General features: G+C 66.9%; 21 protein-coding genes. 4 read left to right on the top strand and 17 right to left on the bottom strand.

Annotation, left to right across the window (positions count from 1 at the left end):
• Positions 1-18: 18 nt before the first annotated feature.
• The 7 genes from N5A93_RS05160 to N5A93_RS05130 form a co-directional block, all read right to left on the bottom strand.
• On the bottom strand, positions 19-1,065 hold the full coding sequence (locus N5A93_RS05160) for a tartrate dehydrogenase (RefSeq protein WP_268954009.1): 1,047 nt from the start codon (positions 1,063-1,065) through the stop codon (positions 19-21).
• A 29-nt stretch (positions 1,066-1,094) separates the two neighbouring features.
• The gene (locus N5A93_RS05155) at positions 1,095-2,558 is read right to left on the bottom strand and encodes an aldehyde dehydrogenase family protein (protein WP_268954008.1); all 1,464 of its coding nucleotides are present in this window, start codon (positions 2,556-2,558) and stop codon (positions 1,095-1,097) included.
• A gap of 121 nt (positions 2,559-2,679) precedes the next feature.
• Positions 2,680-4,071 carry an NAD(P)/FAD-dependent oxidoreductase gene (locus N5A93_RS05150; protein ID WP_268954007.1) on the bottom strand — a complete coding sequence of 464 codons (1,392 nt, stop codon included), beginning with the start codon at positions 4,069-4,071 and terminating at the stop codon, positions 2,680-2,682.
• Positions 4,068-4,394, bottom strand: coding sequence for a (2Fe-2S)-binding protein (locus N5A93_RS05145; RefSeq protein ID WP_268954006.1), 327 nt, complete (start codon positions 4,392-4,394; stop codon positions 4,068-4,070). The genes N5A93_RS05150 and N5A93_RS05145 overlap by 4 nt, the downstream gene beginning before the upstream one ends.
• On the bottom strand, positions 4,391-6,376 hold the full coding sequence (locus N5A93_RS05140; RefSeq protein ID WP_268954005.1) for a hydantoinase B/oxoprolinase family protein: 1,986 nt from the start codon (positions 6,374-6,376) through the stop codon (positions 4,391-4,393). The genes N5A93_RS05145 and N5A93_RS05140 overlap by 4 nt, the downstream gene beginning before the upstream one ends.
• Positions 6,377-6,380: 4 nt before the next feature.
• Entirely contained in the window at positions 6,381-8,435 is a 2,055-nt protein-coding gene (locus N5A93_RS05135) for a hydantoinase/oxoprolinase family protein (protein ID WP_268954004.1), read from the bottom strand.
• A gap of 93 nt (positions 8,436-8,528) precedes the next feature.
• Positions 8,529-9,413 (bottom strand): LysR family transcriptional regulator, encoded by an 885-nt coding sequence (locus N5A93_RS05130; RefSeq protein WP_268954003.1) that lies wholly within the window; start codon positions 9,411-9,413, stop codon positions 8,529-8,531.
• Between the two features lie 112 nt (positions 9,414-9,525).
• On the opposite strand from N5A93_RS05130, the gene N5A93_RS05125 reads away from it, so the two are divergent.
• Positions 9,526-10,632, top strand: coding sequence for an NAD(P)/FAD-dependent oxidoreductase (locus N5A93_RS05125; RefSeq protein ID WP_268954002.1), 1,107 nt, complete (start codon positions 9,526-9,528; stop codon positions 10,630-10,632).
• A 2-nt stretch (positions 10,633-10,634) separates the two neighbouring features.
• Here the strand turns inward: N5A93_RS05125 and N5A93_RS05120 are convergent, their stop codons facing one another.
• On the bottom strand, positions 10,635-11,960 hold the full coding sequence (locus N5A93_RS05120) for an NAD(P)/FAD-dependent oxidoreductase (protein WP_268954001.1): 1,326 nt from the start codon (positions 11,958-11,960) through the stop codon (positions 10,635-10,637).
• 158 nt (positions 11,961-12,118) lie between these two features.
• Here N5A93_RS05120 and N5A93_RS05115 point away from each other — a divergent pair, with 158 nt between their 5' ends.
• Positions 12,119-12,613 (top strand): Lrp/AsnC family transcriptional regulator, encoded by a 495-nt coding sequence (locus N5A93_RS05115; RefSeq protein ID WP_268954000.1) that lies wholly within the window; start codon positions 12,119-12,121, stop codon positions 12,611-12,613.
• Positions 12,614-12,625: 12 nt separating this feature from the next.
• Here the strand turns inward: N5A93_RS05115 and N5A93_RS05110 are convergent, their stop codons facing one another.
• The 9 genes from N5A93_RS05110 to argE all read right to left on the bottom strand — a co-directional run bounded on the left by N5A93_RS05110 (position 12,626) and on the right by argE (position 23,200).
• Positions 12,626-14,290 (bottom strand): ABC transporter ATP-binding protein, encoded by a 1,665-nt coding sequence (locus tag N5A93_RS05110; RefSeq protein ID WP_268953999.1) that lies wholly within the window; start codon positions 14,288-14,290, stop codon positions 12,626-12,628.
• Positions 14,290-15,156 (bottom strand): ABC transporter permease, encoded by an 867-nt coding sequence (locus N5A93_RS05105; RefSeq protein WP_268953998.1) that lies wholly within the window; start codon positions 15,154-15,156, stop codon positions 14,290-14,292. Before N5A93_RS05105 ends, N5A93_RS05110 begins: the two co-directional genes overlap by 1 nt.
• A complete protein-coding gene (locus tag N5A93_RS05100; RefSeq protein WP_268953997.1) occupies positions 15,156-16,115 on the bottom strand; it encodes an ABC transporter permease in 960 nt (319 codons plus the stop codon). The genes N5A93_RS05105 and N5A93_RS05100 overlap by 1 nt, the downstream gene beginning before the upstream one ends.
• Before the next feature lie 73 nt (positions 16,116-16,188).
• A complete protein-coding gene (locus N5A93_RS05095) occupies positions 16,189-17,802 on the bottom strand; it encodes an ABC transporter substrate-binding protein (protein ID WP_268953996.1) in 1,614 nt (537 codons plus the stop codon).
• A 90-nt stretch (positions 17,803-17,892) separates the two neighbouring features.
• Positions 17,893-18,609, bottom strand: a complete 717-nt coding sequence (locus tag N5A93_RS05090; RefSeq protein WP_268953995.1) for an HAD-IA family hydrolase — start codon at positions 18,607-18,609, stop codon at positions 17,893-17,895.
• Positions 18,610-18,812: 203 nt separating this feature from the next.
• Positions 18,813-19,724: a 2-hydroxyacid dehydrogenase gene (locus N5A93_RS05085; protein WP_268953994.1), complete on the bottom strand. Its 912-nt coding sequence runs from the start codon at positions 19,722-19,724 to the stop codon at positions 18,813-18,815.
• Positions 19,721-21,097, bottom strand: coding sequence for an aspartate aminotransferase family protein (locus tag N5A93_RS05080; protein ID WP_268953993.1), 1,377 nt, complete (start codon positions 21,095-21,097; stop codon positions 19,721-19,723). The genes N5A93_RS05085 and N5A93_RS05080 overlap by 4 nt, the downstream gene beginning before the upstream one ends.
• Positions 21,098-21,114: 17 nt before the next feature.
• Entirely contained in the window at positions 21,115-21,957 is an 843-nt protein-coding gene (locus tag N5A93_RS05075) for a GNAT family N-acetyltransferase (protein WP_268953992.1), read from the bottom strand.
• Between the two features lie 130 nt (positions 21,958-22,087).
• A complete protein-coding gene (argE, locus tag N5A93_RS05070; RefSeq protein WP_268953991.1) occupies positions 22,088-23,200 on the bottom strand; it encodes an acetylornithine deacetylase in 1,113 nt (370 codons plus the stop codon).
• A 227-nt stretch (positions 23,201-23,427) separates the two neighbouring features.
• On the opposite strand from argE, the gene N5A93_RS05065 reads away from it, so the two are divergent.
• Together N5A93_RS05065 and N5A93_RS05060 are read left to right on the top strand one after the other, a co-directional pair.
• A complete protein-coding gene (locus N5A93_RS05065) occupies positions 23,428-24,093 on the top strand; it encodes a haloacid dehalogenase type II (RefSeq protein WP_268953990.1) in 666 nt (221 codons plus the stop codon).
• A gap of 11 nt (positions 24,094-24,104) precedes the next feature.
• Positions 24,105-25,397 carry an NAD(P)/FAD-dependent oxidoreductase gene (locus N5A93_RS05060; RefSeq protein WP_268953989.1) on the top strand — a complete coding sequence of 431 codons (1,293 nt, stop codon included), beginning with the start codon at positions 24,105-24,107 and terminating at the stop codon, positions 25,395-25,397.
• Positions 25,398-25,406 lie beyond the last annotated feature (9 nt).

Below are 25,406 nucleotides of genomic sequence, written 5' to 3'. Positions count from 1 at the left end.
CAGATCTCCGGGCCGGGATCAGCCTTGCAGGGCGGCGATCACGGCGTCGGTGATGTCCTGTGTCGCATGGCTGCCGGGGCGCGCGCCGATTCCTTGCGCGGTGGTGGCGGAAAGGGCGTTTTCCACCGCTTCGGCGGCGGCGCTTTCGCCAAGATGATGCAGCATCATCGCCCCCGACCAGATCGCGGCGATCGGGTTGGCGATGTCTTGCCCGGCAATGTCGGGGGCCGAGCCGTGGACCGGCTCGAACATCGAGGGCGCGGCGCGGTCAGGGCAGATATTGGCCGACGCCGCAAAGCCGAGCCCGCCCTGAATGGCGGCGCCCAGATCGGTGAGGATATCGCCAAAGAGGTTCGAGGCCACCACCACGTCCAGCGTTTCGGGGGCCATCACCATCCGGGCCGCCATCGCGTCGATATGCATGTGGCTGACGGCGACATCGGGGTATTCGCCCGCCAGTGCGCGGGTCATTTCATCCCAGAACACCATCGAGTATTTCTGCGCGTTGGACTTGGTGACCGAGGTCAGGTGCCCGCGCCGGGCGCGCGCCTGTTCGAAGCCGAAGCGCAGGATGCGTTCCACCCCCTTGCGGGTGAAGACCGAGGTTTCAAGCGCCACCTCGTTGTCGCGGCCCTGATGGACGCGCCCGCCCGCGCCGGAATATTCGCCCTCGGTGTTCTCGCGGATGCACAGGATATCGAAGCCTTCGGATTTCAACGGCCCCTCGACCCCCGGCAAGAGCCGGTGCGGGCGGATATTGGCGTATTGGTCGAACGCCTTGCGGATCGGCAGGAGCAGGCCATGCAGCGACACGGAATCGGGCACCGTTTCGGGCCAGCCGACCGCGCCGAGAAAGATCGCATCAAATCCGCGCAGCGTTTCGATCCCGTCCTCGGGCATCATCGCGCCGGTCTCGAGGTAATAGGCGCAGGACCAGGGGAAGGTCTCGGTCTCAAGGCTGAAGCCCGCCGGGGCGGCGGCGGCGTGAAGCACCTGCATCGCGGCGGCGCTGACATCGGTTCCGATCCCGTCGCCGGGAATGAGGGCGATCCTGTGGCTGGTCATGGTGGTCCCTTCCTGTGTTGCGGTGCGGCTCAGAGCGCGGCCAGCACCGCCTTGGTGCGGCGGTTGGCGCTGAAGGCCTCGCGGCCCAGGTCCTTGCCTAACCCGCTGGCCTTCCAGCCGCCAGTGGGAAGGATGTGATCGCGCGAGCGCCCGTAGCGGTTGATCCAGACGGTGCCCGCCTCGATCCGGCGCGACAGGCGCAGGGCGCGGCCAAGGTCGCGGGTGAAGATCCCCGAGCACAGCCCATAGGTGGGATGGGCGGCGAGGGCGAGGGCCTCGTCCTCGGTGTCGAAGGTCTGGAAGGTGGCGACGGGGCCGAAGATTTCCTGGGTGACGGCGGGGTTGTCGGGTTTGATTCCGGTGATCAGCGTGGGGCGATAGAAGCTGCCCTCATGATCAAAGCGCGCGCCGCCACATAGAATCTCGCCGCCCTGTGTGCGCGCCGCCGAAATGATGCTGTCGATGCGCGAAAGCTGCGTTTCCGAGATGATCGGCGAAAAGCCGGGCTGCTCGGCCCAGGTGGGGGCGGGCATGTGCGACTGGAAGCGCGCGGTCAGGCGCGCCGCGAGGTCATCGGCGATCTCGCGCGCGACGATCATGCGCGAACCGGCAACGCAGAACTGCCCCGCATTGGGCAGAATGCCGCGTTCAAGACAGCGGGTGGCAAGGTCGAGATCGGCATCGGCGAAGACGATCATCGGGCTTTTGCCCCCCAGTTCCAGGGTCATCGGCTTGATCCCGGTGCGGGCGATATTCTCCATGATGGCGGCGCCCGCGCGGGTCGAGCCGGTGAAAGACACCTTGTCGATCCCCGGATGGCCGGTGATCGCGGCGCCGGTGCCCGGGCCATCGCCGAGGACCACGTTGACCAGCCCTTCGGGCAGGCCCGCGCGGACCGAAAGTTCGGCCATGAAAAGCGCCGACCAGGGGGTCATTTCAGAGGGTTTGAGAACCACGGCGTTCCCGGCAGCCAGGGCGGGGCCGAATTTCCATCCCGCCATCGAGATCGGGTAGTTCCAGGGTGTGATCGCCCCGACCACGCCATAGGGCTCGGAGGCGACCATCCCCAGATGGTCGTCATCAGTGGGTGCGAGCACGTCGCATTCCTTGTCGGCGAATTCGGCGAAGAAGCGGATCTGCTGGGCGGTGACGGGAATGTCGCCGGAGAGCACCTCGGCCACCGGGCGCGAGGAGCAGGCGGCTTCGAGCCGGGCCAAGGTGGGGGCTTCCTGTTCAATGAGGTCGGCCCATTTGCGCAGCGCCCTGAGCCTGTCGCGCGGGGCGGCACGGCCCCAGCCCGAGCTTTGACGCGCGGCGCGTGCGGCATTGACGGCGCGGTCGACCGTTTCGCCGTCGGCAAGGGGGATCGCGCCCAGCGAGGCGCCGCTTGAGGGGGCGGTCAGGGGAATGCTGTCGCGCGCAGGCACATAGCGCCCACCGATATGGTGGCCCAAAGGCGGGACCAGCCCGTGGGGGTCGAAGGCAAGTGTCATGGGAACCTCGTATTTGCCCCTTCAGTCTGGCGCGGGGGCGCTGACAGCATTTGCCGAAAGCGGGGGCGGGGCGGCATTTTGCACTGTCTGCCCAAGGGTTCGGCGCAGAAGATGGTGCGGTTCAGCCGGGCCTGCCGTTGTTGGCCTCGTCGTCGCGCACGGCAAGGGCATGGAGCGGCGCGGGGCGCACCGGGGGCTGGGCGCGCAGGCGGCCCATCTGCGCGGGGTGCGCATCGCTGGCGGCGGCCATGATTTCGGCGCCCGCAAGTTGGCAATAGCGGCCCTGGCAGCGCCCCATACCGATGCGCGAGAGGGACTTGGCGCGGTTGGCCTCGGGACCGGAACGCGGCAGCGTGGCGCGCAGCGCGCCGCAGGTGATCCCTTCGCAGCGGCAAAGCACGGTGTCGTCGGGCAGGGCGCGGATCATCTGGGCAGGCCATGGAAATGCGCGTGCGATGCCCGTCGCAAAGCGGCGCATGCGGCGCAGGGCACGCAGGTCAAGGGCCTGGGCGGCGGGATCGGTTGTCTGGCCGAGATCGGCAAGACAGGCGCGCGCCGCCAGCCGCCCGGCGATTTCGGCACCATCCGCGCCGAGGATCGAAAGCCCGTCGCCCGCAAGGTAAAGCCCTGGCCCCGCGCGGCCCTCGTCATCGCTGACGGGGAGCCATTGGCTCCAGATGGTTGACCAGTCGAAATGCGCGCCCGCAAGCTCGGCCAGGGCGGTTTCGCTCCGCAGGTGCCAGCCAAGTGCGACGCTGTCACAGGGTGTGACGCGCGCGCGCCCGCGCGCGTCGCGCCAGCGGATCTCGGCAGGGCCGGTGGCGGGGTCGCCCTCGATCGCGTCAAGCGTCACGCCGGCATGGTAAAGCCGCCCGAGGCGCGCGCGAAGACCGAGGCCGCGAAGGGTAACACGGGGGCGCGCGGCAGCCATCGCGAGGCCGCCGCGAATCTGAGCCGAAAGCGGTGCGGTGTCGAGTACCGCCGCCACCCCGGCCCCGGCGTCCAGAAGCTGTGCCGCGACCAGCGTCAGGAGCGGGCCGGAGCCTGCCAGCACGATGCGCCGCCCCAAGGCGACGCCTTGTGCCTTGAGCGCGATCTGTGCCGCGCCAAGGCTGAAGACGCCCGCCATTTCCCAGCCCGGCACCGGTGCCGGCCGGTCGGTGGCGCCGGTGGCGATGATCAGCCGGTCATAGGGCAGGGCGCTGACCCCGCCCGGCCCCAGCACCTGCGCGACACCGTCATGAAGGCCAAGCACGCTGCTTTGGGGATGGTGGGCGATCTGGTCCGTCGCAAGCAGGTCATCGAACAGGTTATGAAGTGCCGTCGCCTTGCCTGCCTCGGAGCCATAAAGCGTGCTGGGCGGTCGGATAAAGCTCTGGGGCGGGCGGCGATAGATCTGACCGCCCGCGCGGTTGGCTTCATCGACCACGGTGGGGCGCAGCCCCGCCGCCGCCAGCGTTTGCGCGGCGCGGATGCCCGCAGGACCGGCCCCGACGATCAGCACGCGGGTCATGATTCTGCCACCGGCCAGGTTGATGGCGGCTCGGACAGAAGGCGCATGCCCGCGCGCAACGTGGTCGAGCAGGCGCGCAGGCGGGGGCCGTTCTCCTGCCAGATCCAGCAATCCTGACAGGCGCCCATGAGGCAGAACCCGGTGCGGCGCCCGGGGCCGAATTCGGCGGCGCGCAGGTCGGTGCGAGAGGTCAGAATGGCGGTCAGCACGCTGTCGCCCTCGAGGCCGGTGAGGGGCTGGCCGTCGAAATGGAAATCGAGCGGCGCGCGCTCGGTTTCGGCGAGCCGCTGGAGGCGGCCCGTAGGGCGCGAGGGGTCATTCATTGCGCCGCCTCGGCCCGCGCGGCGGGTCCGGGAATTTCGGGAAAGCGCGTGCAGGTTTCATCAAAGGCCGCGTCCACCCCGGTGGCGCCGGTGCGGTTGTCCATCCGGCTGAAAATCTCGGTCTTGACGAAAAAGCGCCAATGCACCGGCAGGGCCATGAGGATGCCGGTCAGGCGGTCATAGGCGTCAAGGGTCCATTGCGCCTCGTAGCTGTCGCGCTCGGGGCCGAAGTGGAAATGATCGCTGTGCGGCTGGGCCTTGGCGCGCAGGGCCTTGGTTGCGGTTTCGTCCACGGTGCCATCGCACATGACGACGCCATAGTCGCGCCGGGCGCTATGGGGCGAGACATGGCCGCGCGCCACGTCCTGCGCGACACGCCATGTTTCGCGCAGCATAGGGTCGCCGCGCCCGCCACCGCCCGCCGAGCGCACCGAAAGCACGTCGCCCGGTTGCAGCACGGCGGTATCGGCGCTGCCCATGCGGCGCTCGCCCGGTGTGCCGGGATTGACCACCATTTCGGCCAGCCCCGCCGCGCGCCCGCCCAGCACCCCCCAGGGGCGAAAACGCGAGCGGTCGCGGTTGCGCGCGGTGATGCGGGTGTCGGGGGCAAAGACGCGGAAGGCCATTTCCGTTGCCAGCCCGCCGCGCCAGCGCCCGGCGCCGCCGCTGTCCTGTGCCAGCCCGTAGCGCACGAATTCGACCGGCACTTCGGTCTCGGTGATCTCGACCGGGGTGTTGCTGAGATAGGCGGCATCCGCGCCCGAGCCGTTGGTGCCGTCGCGATGGGGCATGCCGCCGCCGCCGCCCACGACCGGGTTCACGGCCGCGATCACCTTTTGCCCTGAGCGTTCGTCATGGGTCATGACATTGACGATGCAATTGTTGCCGGCGGGGGCGGCGGGCATCCTGTCGGGGATCGCCTGGCTGAAGGCGCCGAAGATGACCGAGCGCAGCCGCGCGCAGGTGAGCGAGCGCATCCCTACCGCCGCCGGGGCGAGGGGGTTGAGCACCGTGCCCTCGGGCGCGATGCAGGTGAAGGGCCGCGTCAGCCCGGTATTGAGCAAAAGGCGCGGGTTGAGCGTGTAAAGCACGTAATAGACCCCGACCAGCAGCATCGTATGTCGCGGATCGCCCCCCGAGGGGACGTTGAGCGACGAGCCGAGCTGCGGGTCCGAGCCGGTGAAATCCAGTTCGGCGGCATCGTCGCGGATGCGAAGGGTCAGATGCAGACGGCAGGGATTGGCGAAATCGCTGTCCTCGTCGGCGTAATCGGCAAAGCGATACTCGCCATCGGGAATGGCGCGCAGGATTTCGCGGGCCTGGGCCTCGGCCTGGTCCTTGAGGGCGGCGACGCCGCTCAGGAAATTCTGCTTGCCGAAGCGTTCGAGCATCCCGTGTACCTTTCGCTCGCCGGTGTTGAGCGCGCCGACCAGAGCCTTGATATCGCCGATATTGAGGCCCGGCTTGCGCACATTGGTTTCCATAATCCTCAGAATTTGCGTGTCGTAAACCCCTTCGCTGACCAGTTTCATCGGCGGAAAGCGGATGCCTTCCTGGTGGATTTCGGTCAGTGAGCGCGAGAGTGATGCGGGCACAGCGCCGCCCATGTCGGTATTATGGATGTGGCCGCCGGTCCAGGCGACGATCTCGCCATCGTGAAACACGGGTTTCCACAGATGCGTATCGGGGGCGTGGGTGGCGACATGGCAGGAATAGGGATCGTTGGTGAAGGCCACGTCGCCGGGGCGGTAATCATCCACCATGTCGATGGCGCGCCCATAGGTCAGGCCGGGATACCATGTCGCCCCCAGATCCATCGGCACCGCGAAGGTATCGCCCGCGCGGTCCATCAGCATCACGGTGAAATCCTGGGTTTCCTTGACGAAGGCGGAATGCGCGGTGCGGTGCAGGGTGTGGGCCATGTTCTCGGCCGCGGCGCGGGCGTGGTTGGCCAGCACCTGGAGGGTCATCTTGTCGGACATGGGGTCACTCCGCGAAATCGAGATGGATGTTGAGATGCGTATCGACATGCGCCCGTGCGCCGTCGGGGATGGCAAGGGTGGTGTCCTCCTGACAGACCACGGCGGGGCCATCGAAGCGCGCCCCGGCCAAAAGGCCGGCGCGCTCATAGAGCGGCAGATCGCGCGCGCCGTCCAGATGCACGCGGACTTGGCGCGCGGGCGTGGCCGGGGCGCCCGCTTCGGGCGCGGCCTCGGCAAGGTCTGGCTTCGGTGTCACGCCGATCGCTGAAAGGCGCAGGTTGATGATTTCGATGCGCCCGTCGGGGTCGTCGAAGTCATAGATCCGCCGGTGGGTGTCATGAAAGGCGGCGGCGATGCGCGCGGGCTCCGCGAGCCATGCGGGTTCGAGCGCGGTGTCGATCTCGTAGCTTTGCCCGGCATAGCGCATATCGGCGGACAGCCGGATCTGCGCGGGGCCGTCATGGCCCTGCGCCGCGAGCCATGCGGCGCCTTCGCGCGAAAGCGCCTTGAAGGCGGCGGCAAGGCGCGTCGGTGCGCCCGCGTCGAGTTCGGTGAAGATCGTGCGCAGGAAATCGCCGCGCAGGTCGGCCACCAGCCCGCCAAGCGCCGAGACGACGCCGGGGCGGCGTGGGGCCAGAACCCGCGACATGCCCAGTTCACGCGCCAGGAACGCGCCCAGCATCGGGCCGCCGCCGCCGAAGGGCATCAGCGCGAAGTCGCGCAGATCGACGCCGCTGCGCGAGGAGAGTTTCTCGACCTCGACAAAGAGTTCGGAGACGGCGATGTCGATGATCGCCTGGGCGGTTTCCTCGATGCCGCGCCCGAGCGGCGTGGCAAGGCGGGACACGGACGCGCGCGCAAGGGCGGGGTCGATGCTGAGCTGGCCATAGGCCATTTCGGCCTGACCGAGCCAGCCGCAGACCGCCATTGCATCCGTCACGGTGGGATCAAGGCCGCCGCGTCCGTAACAGGCCGGGCCGGGGGTGGAGCCGGCGGATTCGGGGCCGACGCGCAGCACGCCCATGCTGTCGACGCTGGCGATGGAGCCGCCGCCGATGGCGATGGAACTGACCGAGACCGAAGGGATATGCAGCGGGAAATCCCCGATTCGTTCATCGGTGCCGAATTGCACGGCACCATCCACGATCAGCGCGAAATCCGCTGAGGTGCCGCCGATATCCAGCGTCAGCACCCGCTTTTCCCCCGCCTGACGCGCGAGCCACGCCGCGCCCATGACGCCCGATGCGGTGCCCGAAAGCAGCATCGAGACGCAATCGCGCCGCCCTTCGCCCGCGCTCATGAGGCCGCCATTGGACTTGGTCAGAAGCGCATGGGCGGGCACGTTGCGCGCCGCCAGACGATCTTCGAGGGCGGCAAGGTAGCCCGCGACGCGCGGATGCACATAGCCGTTGAGGATCGCGGTTGAGCTGCGTTCATATTCGCGGATCACCGGCCAGACTTCGGAGGAGGTGAAGGTGAACAGATCGGGCGCTTCGGTTTCGATCATCGCCCTGACGGCGGCTTCCTGAGTGCCGTCGCGCCAGCTATGCAAAAGCGAGACGATGATACCTTCCGCCCCGGCGGTGCGCGCACGGTCAATGGCGGCGCGCACGTCATCAAGGGCGGGGGCGACGGGTGTGCTGCCATCCGCGCGCATCCGGGCGTTGATGCCGAAGATACGGTCGCGCGGGATCAGCGGGTCGGCGCGGTGGCAGAACAGCGAATACATCTTGGGCATGCGCAGGCGCGCCAGTTCGATCACGTCCTCGAAACCGGCATTGGTGATCAATGCAAGGCGCGCGCCCTTGCGCTGCAGGATCGTGTTGATCCCGACGGTGGTGCCATGCACGAAACGGGTGACGCTGGCCGGGTCGAGCCCGTCGCGCGCGGCCAGAAGATCGAGGCCGGTCAGCAATTCGGCGCCCGGATCGTCCGGCGTGGTCAGCACCTTGAGCGATGCGATCTGCCCGCTTCGCGTATCAAGCGCGCAGAAATCCATGAAGGTGCCGCCGATATCGACACCGATCTTCCAATCCGCCGCGCGCATGCTGCCATCCATCTCTTCCGGTCCTTTCTCGGTGAGTCACCGATACCCGACCAGAATGCGCACCCGGCGTCCAAGACGGATCGCGCGGGAAAGCATAAGGGGCGCTTATGCCTCGCTCAGGGGTGTGGTGTGCAGGAGCTTGCGCATTGCCTCTTCGGCGCGCGACAGGCTCTTGTCGCGCGCGGTCAGAAGCGAGACCGGCAGGTCGGGCGAATGCGCCAGCGGGCGGGCGACGAGGCCGGGGAAAAGCCCCCAGGGCAGGAGCGAATCGACCAGCGCTACCCCAAGCCCGCTGCGCACGAAGCCTGCTGCCGAAAGCGAGCTGTCGATCTCGATCCGGGGCGAGAATTCGAGTCCCTGTCGGCGCGAGGCCAGGTCCAGTTCCTCATGCGGGCGGGTCTGGCTGCGATAGGAGATGACGGTCTCATCCGCGAGATCTGCGAAATCCAGCGCCCCGGCGCCCGCCAGCGGGTGATCCTCGGGCAGGAGGCAGCAAAAGCTGGTCGTGCCGACATGTTCGACCGCGATGTCGGGGGGCAGATTGTCATCAAGCGCCAGCGCCATCGAGGCGTCGCCGGTCCGCAGGAGGTCCACCATCGCCGCCAGCGGGGCGACATGGGTGCGCAGCACGATGTCGGGATGTTCGGCGCGGAAGGTCTTGAGCGCGCGGGGCAGAAGCGACATGCCCGGCGGCGGCGAGGCGGCGATCCGCACGAGCCCGGCGCGCCCCAGCCGCAGATCCGAAGTCTTGCGGCGCAGCCCTTCGAGGCCGGAAAACAGGCGTTCGGCCTCGGGGTAGAGTTCCTGCGCTTCGGGGGTGGCGCGCAGGCGACCTTTTTCACGATCAAAGAGGGGAAAGCCAAGCTGCGCCTCGGTATGGATCAGGATCTGGCTGAGCGCGGGTTGCGAGATATTGAGAAGCCGCGCCGCCCCGGTGACGGTGCCGGCCCGCATCACGGCGGTGAAGACTTCGAGTTGGCGCGCGCGCATGATATCCTCCCATAGGTCAGACTTATAGCCTGCCACGGTTCCCGTCTTTGACACAAGCGAGGCCGCGCGGTTTGATGATCCGGAGGCTTGGACCAAGGAGGCGCGGGCGCGCATGGATGTGATCGTTCTGGGCGGCGGATTGATGGGGACGGCTTCGGCGCTGTTTCTGGCGCGGCGCGGGGTGCGGGTGACGCTGATCGAGCGGCGCCGCATCGGGGCGGGGGCGACCGTGGCGTCGTTCGGCAATATCCGGCGCAGCGGGCGGCATCTGTCGCAGCTGCCGCTGGCGGCGCGGTCGCTGGCGATCTGGAACGAGGCTGAACGCCTGCTGGAACGTGACGTTGAATTCCGCGCGACGGGGCATTTGCGGCTGATCTTTGATGAAGACGGTCTTGAGGATATGAAGGGATATGCCGAGGCGGCGCGGCCCCTTGGGCTGACACTGGAAGAACTGACCCCCGGTGATCTGCGCCAGCGTTTTGCGGGGCTTGGGCCGGATGCGATCGGGGCGTCGTTCTCGCCCAATGACGGGTCGGCGAACCCGAGGCTGATCGCGCCCGCCTTTGCCGATGCGGCGGCGCGCGCGGGGGCGCAGATCGTGGACCAATGTCCGGTTCAGACTATCCGCCACAGCGCGGCGGGTTTCGCGTTGGACACGGGGAAAGGCGTTTACGAGGCCGAGGTTCTGCTCAATTGCGCGGGCGCCTGGGGCGATGCGATCGCGGCCGAGTTCGGCGAGCCCGTGCCGATGGAAAGCCGGGGGCCGCAGATGGCCGTGACCGAGCCGATCGCGCACCGCATCCTGCCTGTCGTCGGCGTCTGGGCGCGCCCGCATGGCGCCTATCTGCGTCAGGTCGAGCGGGGCAACGTGGTCTTTGGCGGCGCGGTCGAGCGCGTGCATGTCGCCCGCGAGCCGGGGTTCGCCCATGCCGATCCTGCGCGCCTGCCCGAGCAGGTGGCGGCGGTGTTGCGGATGGTCCCGGCGCTGCGCGATGTGGCGGTCATCCGGCAATGGTCGGGCTGCGAGGGCTATGTTGCCGACAACCTGCCGGTGATCAGCGCATCCGGCACGACGCCGGGGCTGTTCCATGCGTTCGGTTTTTGCGGTCACGGTTTTCAGCTGGGGCCGGGGGTCGGGGATGCCATGGCGGAACTGATCGCGACCGGGCGGTGCGAGACGCCGCTTGAGGATTTCAGCATCACGCGGTTCGCCGCATGAGATCAGAAATCCGCCACCTTGCCCCATTGCCCCCTGCCGAAACGGCCAAGCCGGTATTGGCGGGTCTCGGTGATGGGGGTGCGGCCAAGCACCATGTCGGCCACCAGATGCCCGACGCCGGGCCCGATGCCGAAACCATGCCCGGAAAGCCCCGCCGCCATCACAAGGCCGGGTGTGCCGATATCGGCGTCGATGACCGGCACGCCATCGGGGGTGCTGTCGATATAACCCGCCCACTGCCCCTGCACCGGCAGATCGCGCAGCGCGGGCAGCAGGGCGCGCGCGCGCTCAAGCGTGAGGTGGATCAGGCGCTTGCTGGGGCGCGGATCGAGGATGCGGCAGCGCTCCATCGGGGTTTCGCGGTCGAAGGCCCAGTGGCTGCGGGTCTCGAACCCGGCGCGCCATGCCTGAAGACCGCCCGGACGCAATGCGCGCCAGCGGGAGGCGAACATCGGCAGGAAATGCCGCGCTCCGGCGATGGCGCCGGGGGTGATATCGAGATTGGCAAGCCCCGACACCGCCAGCGTGTGGCCGCCATCGCCGCGCCGCGTGACCGAAACGGGGCCGGTATGAAGCGCCGCGGGCAGGTCTTCGGCCCCCGGTGCGAGCGACAGGATCGTGCTGCGCACCGCCGCCTGCGCAAAGCCGATACCGTGGCGGTGAAGGAAGCTGCCGGCCCATGCGCCGCCCGCCATCACCGCAACCGGCGTGCGGATCGTGCCGCGCTCGGTGATCACCCCCGAAACGGCGCCGCCTTCGGTTTCCAGCCCGCGCGCGGCGCAGCCCTGAATGACCCTGCCGCCATGCGCCATGATGCCTGTCGCAATCAGCGGGGCGGCGCGCGACGGGTCTGCGATGCCGTCGCTGGGCGACCAGACGCCGCCCTGCCAGTTCTGGCCGGTGGCGGCGCCGCGCGCGGTGGCCTCGCGCGTGTCGAGCATGCGCGTATCCACGCCCTCGCCGCGCGCGAAGCGGCCCCATTCGGCCCAGCCTTCGATCTCGGCGGGATCGTTGGAAAGATAGAGCAGCCCGCAGCGGCGAAAGCCGAGGTCGGCGCCGATATCCGCGCCCATGTCTTCCCAGAGCGAGAGGCTCTGTGTCGAAAGCGGCAATTCACGCGCGTCGCGGTTCTGCTGGCGGCACCAGCCCCAGTTGCGGCTGGATTGTTCGGCGCCGATCCGGCCCTTTTCCAGAAGGACGACATCCTGCCCGGCGCGGGCCAGCCAGTAGGCGGTGCAGACTCCGACGATGCCGCCGCCGATGACGACGCAGTCTGCGTGCGCGGGCACTTCGGAATGGGTCTCGATTTCAAGCAGTGGAGCGGGCATGGTCTTTCCGTGTGTTTTTCGCAATCTAGGCGCGCGGCCCCGGTGCTTTGTGCCGGATGCCGGAGCCTGAGCGGCAGATCGTTTCGTTTGTTTCATGTAGGCTGCGGGGATCGCACGCTTGAGAATGCCAGTTGCCGACGAAAGCAAGGACAGAGCCGATGAACAGCCTTCAGAAACTGGATCGAATCGACATCAGGATCCTGGCCGAGTTGCAGCGCAACGGGCGGATCACCAATGTCGAACTGGCCGATCTGGTGCATCTGTCACCGTCGCCGTGCCTGACGCGGGTGAAGAAGTTGCAGAAATCGGGCTACATCACCGGCTATTCGGCGATGATCGACGTGGCCAAGCTGGGCGAGACACTGACGGTGTTCACGGAATTCACGCTGAAGAACCATCGCCAGATCGATTTCGCCCGTTTCCAGGAGGCGCTGGAGAAGATCGACAATTGCGTGGAATGTCACCTGATTTCGGGTGGCTACGATTATCTTGCCAAGTTCGTGACCGCAGGGATCAGCGACTACCAGGAGATCGTGGAAGGGCTGATTGACCGGAATATCGGGATCGACCGCTATTTCAGCTTCGTGGTCATGAAGACCAATTTCACCAAGCGCCAATGGCCGCTCACCCGGCTTTTTGCCGGGCTTGACTGAGGGCGCGCCCGCTCAGCGTTCCGAGAAGGCCGCGAGGAGTTCGGGGTCCTGTTCGAGGCCCGCGAGCCAGCCGGTATCAAGCTGGGGCACCGACGAGATGAGCAGGCGCGAATAGGGGTGGGTGGCGTCCTGGGACATGCGTGTTGCAGGCATCGCCTCGACCACCTTGCCCTTGTACATGACCAGCACATCGTCGCAGATTGCCTCGACTGTCGAAAGGTCGTGGCTGATGAACATGTAGCTCAGGCCCAGCTCGCCTTGCAGTTCCTTCAGAAGATCGAGGATCGCCGCCGCCACGACGGTATCGAGCGCCGAGGTGATCTCGTCGCACAGGATCAGTTCGGGATCGGCGGCCAGCGCACGGGCGAGGTTCACGCGCTGTTTTTGCCCGCCGGAGAGTTCCGAGGGCAGCCGGTGGCGCAGCGTGGCGGGCAGGTGGACCAGATCGAGCAGCCGGATCACCTCGCGTTCGCAGGCGGCGCCGTGGAGGCCTTTGTAAAAGCGCAGCGGGCGGGCGAGGATATTGGCGATGGAATGCGCCGGGTTCAGTGCCGTATCGGCGAGTTGGAACACGATCTGCGCGCGGCGCAGATCCTCCTTGCTGCGCTGGGCGAGATCGGGTGCGAGTGTCTGGCCGTCAAAGAGCACGCTGCCGCGATAGGCGGGCAGGATTCCCGCAACGGCGCGTGCCAGGGTCGATTTGCCCGAGCCGCTTTCGCCGATCACGCCAAGATTGCGCCCACGCATCAGGCGGAATTCGATACTGTCGAGCACCTTGGCCGCAGGCTCGCCATCCTTGACCGCGCCGTAGCCTGCGCAAAGGTCACGCACTTCGAGGACCGGGGTGTCGGCGGAGTCGTCGCGCCCCGCCAAGGGCACATGCGGCACCGGGTCGAAGGCGGCCAGCAGTTCCTTCGTATATGGATGCCGGGGGTTGTTGAGGATCTGCTCGGTGGTGCCCTGTTCCTGGGTTTCGCCGCCCTTCAGCACGATGATGCGGTCCGCGATCTGAGCGACGACGGCAAGGTCGTGGCTGACATAGACCCCGGCCATGCCGCTTTCCTGCATCACCCGGCGAAAGGCGCGCAGCACCTCGATCTGGGTGGTCACGTCAAGTGCCGTGGTGGGTTCGTCGAAGATTACCAGCTCGGGAGAGGCGATCAGCGCCATTGCGGCCGAAAGGCGCTGCAACTGCCCGCCCGAGACCTGGTGGGGATAGCGTTCGCCGATCGTGTCGGGGTCGGGCAGGGCGAGGGCGCGAAAGAGGTCGCGGGCATGGGCCTCGGCGCGGGCGCGCGGCATCAGGTCATGGATGCGGGTGGTTTCGACCACCTGGTCCATGATCCGCTTGGAGGGATTGAAGGCCGCCGCCGCGGATTGGGGCACGTAGGACACCTCGGTGCCGCGCAGCCGGGCGCGCTGCTTTTCCGTCATGCCCGTGACATCGTGCTTGCCGACGCGGATGGTGCCGCCCTCGATGGCGCAGCCGCGCCGCGTGTGGCCCATCAGCGACAGCGCGATGGTGGTCTTGCCGGAGCCGGATTCGCCGATCAGGGCGAGGATCTCGCCGGGGACGATATCGAAGTCGACGCCGCGGATGATCTCGACCTTGCGGCCTGAATCGGTGATAGCGCCGATGCGCAGGTCACGTACGGAAACGAGGGGTGTATCTGTCATCATTCGGCCCTGTCACGGATCTTGGTGGGAAGATTGTCGATGAACATGTTCACCGAGATGGTCAGCGAGGCGATGGCGATGGAGGGGAAGATCACCGCAGGCGCGCCGAGGCTGAGCCCTTCGATATTCTCGCGCACCAGTGCGCCCCAGTCGGCATTGGGCGGCTGAACGCCCAGCCCGAGGAACGAGAGCCCCGACAGCACCAGCACGATGAAGACGAAGCGCAGGCCCAGATCGGCCAGAACCGGCCCGAGGATGTTGGGCAGGATCTCGTGCCGGATGAGGTAGGGGGTGGCCTCGCCGCGGGCGCGGGCGACGGTGACGAAATCCATCGTGTTGATGTTCACCGCGAGCGCGCGGGCGAAACGGTAGGCGCCGGGCATGTATATGGCTGCGAGCGTCAGCACGAGGACCGGGATCGACGAGCCGACCGCCGCCACGACGACAAGGCCGAAGAGCAGCGAGGGAATGCCGTTGAACGCATCGAGAAGCCGCGAGAGCAGCGTGTCGAACCAGCCGCCGATTACCGCTGCGATCATGCCCAGGACGACACCGATGGTGCAGGCCAGCGTCACCGCCGCCAGGGCGATCCCGACGGTGTAGCGCGCGCCCATCAGAACGCGCGAAAAGATGTCGCGCCCCAGATAATCGGTGCCCATCCAGTATTCGGTGCTGATGCCGCCGAAATAATCCCAATCGACGATCGCGCCCACCGGATAAGGCGTGACCCAGCGCCCGAATAACGCAACCAACGCCCAGAACAGGATCAGCGCAAGGCCGATCCGCCCGGTCCAGTTGAAGGCGTAGCCAAGGTTGTGCGGCGTCGGCAGGCGGAACTTGCTTTTGGTGCGGGGGGTCATCGTCATCACTGGCGCAGCCTTGGATTGGAGAGGATTGCGATCATGTCCGCGAGCGTGGTCAGCGACAGGTAACTGACGCAGAAGATCATCGCGCAGGACTGGATCAGCGGCAGGTCGCGGGTGGCGACGGCATCGACCATGAGCTTGGCGACGCCGGGATAGTTGAACACGGTCTCGACGATGATCACGCCGCCGACCAGGTAAGAGAGCGACAGCGCCACCGCATTGGCGATCGGGCCGAGCGCATTGGGCAGCGCATGGACCAGCACCATGCGGGTGCGCGAGGCGCCCTTGAGCAGGGCCATTTCGACATAGGGGGTCTCGATCGTTTCGATCACCGCGGCGCGGGTCATGCGGATCATCTGCGCCGAGACCACGAAGCTGAGCGTGATCACCGGCATCGCATAGGCGCGCAGCATCGCGCCGAGGCTGTCCACATCGACCCCGTAGCTGAGCGCCGGGAGCCAGTCGAGCCAGACCGCGAAGATCAGCACCGAAAGCGTGGCGACCATGAATTCGGGCACCGAAATGACCGAGATGGTCGCCGTCGACACGACCCGGTCCATCCATGAGCCGCGAAACATCGCCGCCAGGATGCCGAGGCTGAGCGCGACCGGTACGCAGATCACCGTGACGATACCGGCGAGGCGCAGGGAATTCTGCAACCGGCCGCCCAGAAGGTCGGCGACATCGATATTGTTGACATATGAGCGCCCCATTTCGCCCTGCGCCAACCCGGTCAGCCAGCCGATGAAGCGTTGAATCGCAGGCTCGTCCAGCCCCATGGCCTCGCGCAGGCCGGCAACGGCCTCGGGCGTGGCGGCCTGACCCAGGAGGATCTGCGCGACATCGCCGGGCAGGAGTTCGGTTGCGAAAAAGACGGCGAATGAAACGATGATAAGCGTAATGAACGCGATCCCGAGCCGTTGCCCGACAAGAAACCATGTCGTGGGGGACCTGAGCATGGAGCGCCTCGCTGTTCAGGAATGAAAATTGCCCGCGCATGTTACCACGCGCGGGCGCTTCGCGTGCGAAAGATCAGGCGTCGAGCCAGATGTATTCGGCAAAGGCATAGCCCATCTGCCCGCCCAGCGGGTTGGGGCGCATCCCCTTGAGCGTTGTCGACATCGCATCGACATTCGAGATGTAGGTCGGGATGAGCGTGCCCGCGTCATTGGCGACCATCTCCTGCATCTCCCAGTAGATATCGGTACGCAGCGACTCGTCGAGCGTGCCGCGGGCCTCGACCAGCATGGAGTCGAACTTCTCGGACTTGAACTGGCTTTCGTTCCAGGGCGCATCCGAGCTGTAGAGCAGCGAGAACAGGATGTCCGGCGTCGGGCGCGGGTTGATATTGCCGAAATGCACCGGCGCCTTGAGCCAGTAGTTCGACCAGTAGCCATCCGACGGCACGCGCTGCACGTCGAAGGTCATGCCGATCTCGGCACCGGCCTGTTGCACGACGGTGGCCATGTCGATCGAGGCGGTAGCCGCCTCGGAGGCGACGATCGGGACGGACTCGCCCAGAAGCCCGGCTTTCTCGAACAGGGCGCGGGCGCGTTCGGGATCGAAGTCACGCGGTTGCAGCTCGCTGTTGTGGTAGCGGTTGATCGGCGAAACGGGCTGGTCGTTGCCGATCTCGGCAAGCCCGCGCAGCACGGATTTCTGGATCTGCTCGCGGTTGACCAGGTGGCGCATCCCTTCGATGAAGCCTGCCTTGGCACCCGGGTCCAGATCCAGCCGGATATTGAGGTTGGTATAGTTTCCTGCGGTGGTGATCAGGGTTTCGACCTGCGATTGCCCTTCGACCATCCGGAGCGAGCGCGCGTTGACCGCGGCGGCCAGTTGAATGTCACCCGACAGCAGCGCGTTGACACGGGCGTTGTTGTCGGGGATGGCGAAATACTCGAAGCTGTCGAGATAGGGGCCTTCATCCTTGAAATAGTTCGGGTTGCGCACGGCGATGGAGCGCACGCCGGGATCGAATTCCTCGAGCATGAAGGCGCCGGTGCCGATGCCCTTTGAGAAATCGGTGGTGCCGTCGGCAACGATCAGGAAGTGATGGAGCGACAGGATCGTGGGCAGGTCGGCATTGGGTTCGGCCAGCACGATGCGCACGGTCATGTCGTCTTCTGCGGCGACCTCGGTCATCTGCTTGGCGATCGAGTTCACCTTGGAGCCGACCGCAGGGTCGAGATGGCGGTTGAGCGAGAACACCACGTCAGCCGAGGTGAAGGGCTTGCCGTCGTGGAACGAGACGCCCGGGCGCAGCTTGACCTGCCAGGTCTGGGCGTCGCCCGACTCGATCGACTCGGCCAGTTCCATCTCGACCTCGCCGGCCTCGTTGAGGAAGGTCAGGCGGTTATAGAGCGCGCAGCAGCGCGTGTAATCGGTGGAGAGCGTCGCCTTGGCCGGGTCCAGCGTGTCGGCGGTGGATGACGACCAGCCGGCCGCCTTCATGTGGCCGCCCGTCTTGGGGGTGGCGGCGACGGCCTGACCGGCCTGCATGAGGAGGCTGCCGCCAGCACCGAGCGCGACGCCCGAGCTCATCAGCATCTTGAGAAGGTCGCGGCGGGTCGCCCCGCGGCGGATTGCGTCTTCGACCATGGCGTCGTCGCGCCGGGTCCAGTTGGTGGGTGTCTTGTTGGTCATTGATTTGTTCCCTGTTGCTGTTTTGGTTTGCGGGTTGGTTATGGCCCCATCCGGTTCTTTGCGCCGTTTCGGGCCGGGGAGGATAAAGGGCTAGCTTTGCGCTGCATCTTCGGTGGCATCGGCCAGTTCCGCGAGCGAGTGGAAGTGGTAATCGGGTTCGGTGAAGGATTCTGGCGTGAGGGTGCCGCCGTAACCGGACTGTCCGTGGCGGCGTTCGATCCAGGCATTGGTCATGCCCAGCTTGCGCGACACGCCGATGTCATGGTGCTGGCTTTGCGCGGCATGAAGGATCGCGCCCCGTGCGCCGCCATTGGCCTCGACATGGGCGAATACCGCGTGAAAGAACGCCGGATCCGGTTTTTCCGTGCCGGTGTCGTCGGTGGTGAAGGCGGCCCAGAAGGGCTGCCCCAGCTTTTGCGAAAACCGCTCGAAGGCCCAGCGGCGCGCATTGGTCATGGCGATCAGCCTGTAGCGCCCGGCCAGCCGCGCCAGCGCCGCGGCGCTGTCGGGAAAGGGCGCTGCGTCGCCCACCGCCTCGACCACGCGGGCGCGCAGCGCGTCACTGTCGGGCAGGCCGAATTCCGCGGCGATGCGCCCGTAGCAGCGGCCCAGATCGTCGGGGAAAAGCCCGGCTTCGGGATCATGGCGCGCCTCGCGATAGACCGACAGCGCGGCTTCGCCGTCAAGCGTCACACCGGCCTCGCGGGCGATGTCGTCCAGCACGCCGGTAATGGCGCCCTCGAAATCGATCAGCGTGCCGACCACGTCGAAACTGATGTGGGTGAATGCGGTCAGCGGTCGTGTCATCGTGTCATCGTGTCATCGTGTCTGTCGTCATGGTGACATTGCTTTCCTTGGTCGACCCGCGTGCTGCGCGGGAGGGCCGTCGCCCGGTTTCATCCAGCCTTGCCCAAGGGGCGAAGGGCGTGGCGTCGAAATCTGCTGGCGCAGCGGCAGATTCTTTCGTTTTGCCGGGTGGCGCGGCGGGAAATGCCGCTGCCCGATCCGGCCTAATAGCCCCGTGCACGGTCAATGAAACCTGGGAGCGGCACGCCTGTGCGGCTGGCCTCGATCACCGCGAGAGCGTGGCGCGCGCCTTCGGTCGCATCGGTCTGCGCGGCCACATGCGGGGTGATGATGACCCGCGGATCGCGCCACGCCCAATGGTCCTGCGGCAGGGGTTCGGGGTCGGTCACATCGAGCATCGCCGCGCGCAGCCGCCCGCTATCGAGCGCCCGGCCGAGTGCGTTCATGTCAAGCTGTGCGCCGCGCCCGGCATGGATGAGGGCGGCATTTTCGGGGAGGCCGACGAAAAGCCTGTCGTCCAGGATACCGCGGGTTTCCCCGGTGAGCGGTAGTAGGCAGATCAGCAGATCGCTGCGCGCAAGGAAGGCGGGCAGGTCGGACTGGCCATGGATCGCGATGCCGTCGACGGGCTCGCCCGAGCGGCTCCAGCCTGCCACATCGAAGCCAAGCGCGGACAGGGTCGAGGCCGCGGCGCGCCCGATGCGGCCGATGCCCATGATGCCGACCCGCGCGCTGGCGGCGGCGCGGATCGGATGGGCGCGCCAGTCGCCCTGCGTGGCCTGTTCAAGATAGCGCGGCATGTCGCGATGGAGCATCAGCGTCGCCATCACCACCCAGTCGCGCACCAGTTCGTCGATCCCCGGCGCGATCGTGCGGGTGAGGGCGACGCCGGGGGGCAGGGCGGGCATCTGATCGACCCCGGCGCCGGTGCTGATCACGGCGCGCAGGTTTGGATAGCGGCCCGGATCGGCGGGCGGCATCCAGCAGGCGATATGGGTGATTTCGGCGGGATCGGTCACCGCGTCCTCGCCCACGACCAGGGTTTCGCCCGCCGCGTCGAAAAGCGGTTGCCAGGCGCGGGCGCGCTCGGGGGTGGAGAGCAAGAGCAGCTTCATTGCGCCATCGCCGCGCGGATCTCGGGATCGTCGAGGGTCAGGTCCAGCACCCGTCGGGTGCGCGCAACGATCTGGTCGATCTCGTCATCGGTACAGCAGAGCGGCGGGGCATAGCCGAACACGCCCTGCGCGAAGGCGCGGATGATCAGCCCCTCGTTCCAGGCGCGGTCAAAGAGCCGTGTTGCCGGGTCCAGAGCGGCGGGCAGGGGGGTTTTGCGCGCCTTGTCGGTCACCAGTTCCACTGCCGCCAGCATGCCGCGGCCGCGCACATCCCCGACCAGCGGGTGATCGGCCAGACCGGCCAGCCCCTTGAGCAGACGCTCGCCCTGGCGGCGGCCATTTTCAAGAAGCCCGCCTTCATAGAGTTTCAGCACCTCGAGCGCCACGGCGGCCGAGACGGGATGCGCCGAATAGGTGAAGCCATGCCCCACCGCCTTTGCGCCCGCGCCCCGGGCGATGGTCTGGTAGACATGGTCGCGCATCATCACGGCACCCATCGGCACGTAGCCGGATGTCAGCCCCTTGGCGAGGGTCATGAGGTCGGGCACGATGTCTTCCTCTTCGCAGGCGAACAGGGGGCCGGTGCGCCCGAAGCCGGTGATCACCTCGTCAGCGACGAACAGCACGCCGTATTCGGTGCAGACATCGCGCATTGCCTTGATCCAGCCCTTGGGCGGCACCAGCACCCCGCCCGAGCCCTGGATCGGCTCGACGTAGAATGCCGCGACGCGTTCGGGGCCGAGGTATTCGATCTTGGCGCGAAGGGCGGCGACGGACTCAGAGATAATCGCCGCGTCGTCGCTGCCGATCGGGTTGCGATAGGCGTAGTGCGACGGAATCTTGTGCTGCCAGTCATAGGGCAGGCCGAAGCCCGTATGAAACACCGGCAGCGCTGTCAGCCCCGCGCCGCCAGAGGCCGAGCCGTGATAGCCCTGTTCGACCGAGATGAACTGATCGCGTTCGGGTTTGCCCTGCGCGTGCCAGAAATAGCGGATGAAGCGGATCGTGCTGTCGACGGCGTCCGAGCCGCCAAGGCAGAAATAGGTATGATCGAGATCGCCCGGCGCGCGGTCGGCCAGTTCGGCGGCCAGCCTTATCGGGGCCTCGGCGCCAAGGTCGAAATAGCCGGTGGCATAGGGCAGTTCGCGCATCTGCGTGGCGGCGGCCTCGACCACGGATTCGTGGCCATAGCCCGCATTGACGCACCAGAGCCCGGCGAAGCCGTCGATGAGGTCGCGCCCCTCGTCATCCGTCACGGTGGCGCCTTTGGCATGGCGCAGCACGCGCACACCGCGCGCCTCGTGGCCCTGAAATGAGGACACCGGATGAACCAGGTGGCGGCGATCGAGTTCGACCAGCGAATTGGTAAGCATGTGAGTCTCCGTCACGGTTAGCCAAGCGCCTGCGAGGCAAGCGCGAAAGTGGTGAAATCCCCGCCGGCGGCGGGGCCGCAGGGCGGGCGGATCATCGCGGTGCCGCTGCCCGCATGGGCAAGGCCGAGGCGGGTGACGTGATCCGAGAGGCCCGCGCCCTCGGGCAGGTCGATGCGCAGGAAGCGCCCCGCCATGCGCCGCGCGCCCGCGTCGATGAGCGCGCGGGCGGTGGCGGTATCGCACGCGACCACGGGGCCAAGCACATGACCGCGCCCGAATGCGCGCAGCAGGGCAAAGCCGTGATCGGCGCGCAGCACCGTGCCGGTTCCGGCGATCCGGGCGATCATGTCGCTGCGTTCGAGCCCGGTTGCGGCGAGGTCCATGCGCGCCAGTTCCGTGACATCCTGCGCGCGGCCTTCGCGCACCGGCAGCGCGGGTGCGCCGCCTTGCGAGATGCCCTGATGCTGGAGGATCTGGCCGGTAGGGTGAAAGCCCAGCTTTTCATAAAGCGGTTGGCCCTCGGGCGTGGCGATGAGGCGCATTTCACAGCCCGCGGCAAGCTCCATCGCCGCCGCCATTAGCATCCGCCCCAGCCCGCGCCCGCGCATCGCGCCATCGACGATGATCATGTTGAGCAGGGCCACGTCGCCAAAGCGCGTGCAGAGGGTCGTGCCCGCCACGCGCGCGCCGTCAAGCGCCACGACGCCTTGAGACAGAGCGAGGTTGAGCGCCCAGTCCTCGAGCCGGTGCGGCCAGCCCACCTGTTGCGAGAGCAACAGCGCGCCGGGAAGATGGGCCGTTGTGAAAGGCCGGATCACCAGATTCTGGCCGGGTGCGGTGAAGGTGGGGGAGTCGCTCATATGGTTGCTCGTGTTGGTCGTGTTCCTGCCATCAGGCTAGGGTGCGCCGACCGGCATGTTGCGCCACAAGCGCGCGTGGCGCGGCAGGTTTCCTTGTCGCGCGCCGCACCTGCCGCAGAAAATGCCGCGCCTATGGCGCGCAGGCCTGCCCGAGCGCCAGAACCATGCGATAACAGGCGCTCAGTTCGTTCCGTGTCAGGTATTCCTCGGGGCGGTGAGCGCGTGCGATGTCGCCCGGACCGCAGATGACCGACGGGATTCCGGCCTGCTGGAAGAGCCCCGCCTCGGTGCCGAAACTGACGGCGGCAAGGGCCTCTTGTCCCGATATGCGCTGGGTCAGGCCGACAAGGGGATGGTCGCGATCAAGCGCGAGGGGCGGGTAGCTCGAGAGCCAATGTGCGGCGACGCCATGCGCCTCGGCTGCGGCGAGGACCGGGGCCAGCAGGCTTTCGGGATCGGTTCCGGCGATGGCGCGGGCCTCGATGCGGGCGGTGGCATGTTCGGGGATGATGTTGAGCGCCTGTCCACCCTCGATGGTGCCGATCTGCAGGCTGGACCAGGGCGGCGCGAAACGTGCATCGCGCGGCCCGCTGGCTTGCAGGGTGGCGGCTTGCGTTGTGGCGGCGACAAGGGCGGGCAAAAGCGCGTGGATCGCGTTATGCCCGAGATCGGGGCGCGAACTGTGCCCTGGCACGCCGGTCGCGCAGAGTTCCAGCGCCGCCTTGCCCTTGTGTGCCAGAACCGGCGCAAGGCCGGTGGGTTCGCCGACGATACAACCAAGCGGCGGCGCGCAAAGATCGGGCAGCGCGGCGATCATGTGGGGCACGCCCTTGCAGCCTGCCTCCTCGTCATAGGACAGGGCGATATGAATCGGCGTGGCAAGGGACATCGCCGCAAGGTCAGGCGCGGCCGTCAGCACCGCCGCCACTAAGCCTTTCATGTCGCAGGCGCCGCGCCCGATCAGGCGGTCATCGCAGTCGCGCAGGAGAAATGGATCGGCCCGCCATTCGGGTTCGGTGGCGGGCACCACATCGACATGGCCCGAGAGGATATAGCCTGGCAGGGCGGAATCGCCGATGGTCGCGAAAAGATTGACGCGGTCGCCTTCTGGCCCGGTCAGCAGGCGGCAGGGTATGCCGTTGCCGTCCAGCCAATCGGCGATCTCGTTCATCAGGGCGAGGTTGGGGCGGCCGACGACGCTGTCGAAGCCGACCAGCCGGGCCAGCATTGCCTGTGGTGTCATGGGCTGTGTCACGATGCGGCGCGTCCCTTGATTGCAAAAAATACTGTCTCGCCGATCATGCACCGGCAGGCAAGGAAAGGGCTGCTTACCGGTGCAGGGTGAACGGCACCATTTGCCGCGCCCCGGCCCCGCAACGCCATTTTCTGCGGCTTGCACCTGAAACGCGGCAATCCATTCCGCCCGGAAGGCGCGAGGATGACGGCAACGCAGACGCTTTGGAGACGCCCATGACCTTCACCCCGAAATTCATTACCTTCGACTGCCACGGCACGATGATCTTTTACGACATGGCCGGGGCGGCACGCGATCATTATGCTGACAGTCTGTCGCCCGAGGCGATGGACATGTTCATCAAGGATTTCTCGGCCTATCGGCTGGATGAGGTGCTGGGTGCGTGGAAACCTTACGCCGATGTGGTTCATAACGCGCTTGAGCGGACCTGCAAGCGCAATGGCGTGGATTTCGACCCCGATATCGCCACCGATATCTATGAGCGCGTGCCTACCTGGGGACCGCATGCGGATGTGCCCGAGGGGCTTTCGCGGATCGCCGAAAAGATCCCGCTGGTGGCGCTGACCAATGCCATGAACAGTCAGATTCCGCAAAATATCGCCAGCCTCGGCGCGCCGATTGCGCATGTCTTCACCGCCGAGGACGCGCAGGCCTACAAGCCGCAGATGCGCGCCTTTGAGCACATGTTCGACAGTCTGGGCTGTGGGCCTGAGGATGTGCTGCATGTTTCATCGAGCTTTCGCTATGATCTGATGACGGCGCATGATCTGGGGATCACGCACAAGGCCTGGGTCAACCGCGGTCATGAACCGGCCAACCCCTATTACGGCTACCGCGAAATCCCCGATATTTCGGGTCTTCCGGGGCTGGTGGGCCTCTGAGGCAGGGACATATGACGGCTTACGCATCCTACTGGTTCGATACTTCCGAAAGCTTCGCGGGCGGCCAGGCCGGTCCGGTCGAGGGGCGCTTTGACGTGGCGGTGATCGGCGGCGGTTTCACCGGGCTGACGGCGGCACGCCGCCTGGCGCGCGAGGGGCTGTCGGTGGCGCTGCTGGAGGCCGAGCATGTGGGGGCTGGCGGATCGGGGCGCAATGGCGGGCATCTCAACAATGGGATTGCGCATGATTACGCATCGGCCAAGGCGCATCTCGGGGCGACGCGCGCCCATGCGCTTTACAAGGCCTATGACCGGTCGATCGACATGATCGAGGAGACCATCGCCGAAGAGCGCATCGCCTGTGATTTTCGCCGCTCGGGCAAGCTCAAGCTGGCGTCAAAGCCAAGCCATGTCGAGGGGCTGCGCCAGAACTGTGCGCTGATCGCGCGTGAGGTCGATCCCGAGGCGCGCTGGCTGCAGAAGGCGGATCTGCGCGGCGAGGTCGGCGCGGAAGCCTTTCACGGCGCGATCCTGCAACCGAAATCGGCAATGATGCATATGGGGCGCTATGTGAGTGGTCTGGCCGATGCCACGCGTCGCGCAGGTGCGCTGATCTGGGAGGACGCGCCGGTCACCGGGCGGACGAAGCGGGACGGGATGTGGCGTCTGGTGACCCCGCGCGGCACCTTGGCGGCCGAGCGGGTGATCGCCGCGACCGGCGCCTATGCCGGAGCGGTCAAGGGCGCCCCGCTGCAAATGTTTCGAAAGCGGATCATCTCGGTCGGGTCGTTCATCGTGGCGACGCGCGTTTTGAGCGACGACGAGGTGGCGGCGACGCTGCCGGGGGATCGGACCTGCGTCACCTCGATGAATATCGGCAATTATTTCCGCCTGTCACCGGACCGGCGGGTGATTTTCGGCGGGCGCGCGCGGTTCTCGGCGGATTGTGACCAGCGCTCGGATGCGAAATCGGGCGCGATCCTTCGCGACGGGATGGCACGGATTTTCCCGCATCTGGCCGGGGTCGATATCGACTATTGCTGGGGCGGGCTGGTCGGCATGACAAAGGACCGATTCCCGCGCGCGGGCGAGATGAACGGGATGATCTACGGCATGGGGTATTCGGGGCATGGCGCGCAGATGTCGACGCTGATCGGCGCGGCGCTGGCCGACATGGCCATGGGCAAACCTGAAAGCAACCCGCTTGAGGGACTCGATTGGCCAAGGGTGCCGGGTTATTCGGGCCGGCCTTGGTTCCTGCCGCTGGTGGGCATTTGGTTCGCGATGAAGGACCGGCTGTCCTGACGCTGCGGC

Origin of the sequence: Roseovarius salincola, from assembly GCF_026891095.1 — a bacterium.
GTDB lineage: Bacteria > Pseudomonadota > Alphaproteobacteria > Rhodobacterales > Rhodobacteraceae > Roseovarius > Roseovarius salincola.
The sequence above is the reverse complement of the archived record's forward strand: the minus strand, read 5'-3'. Positions and strand labels throughout refer to the sequence as shown.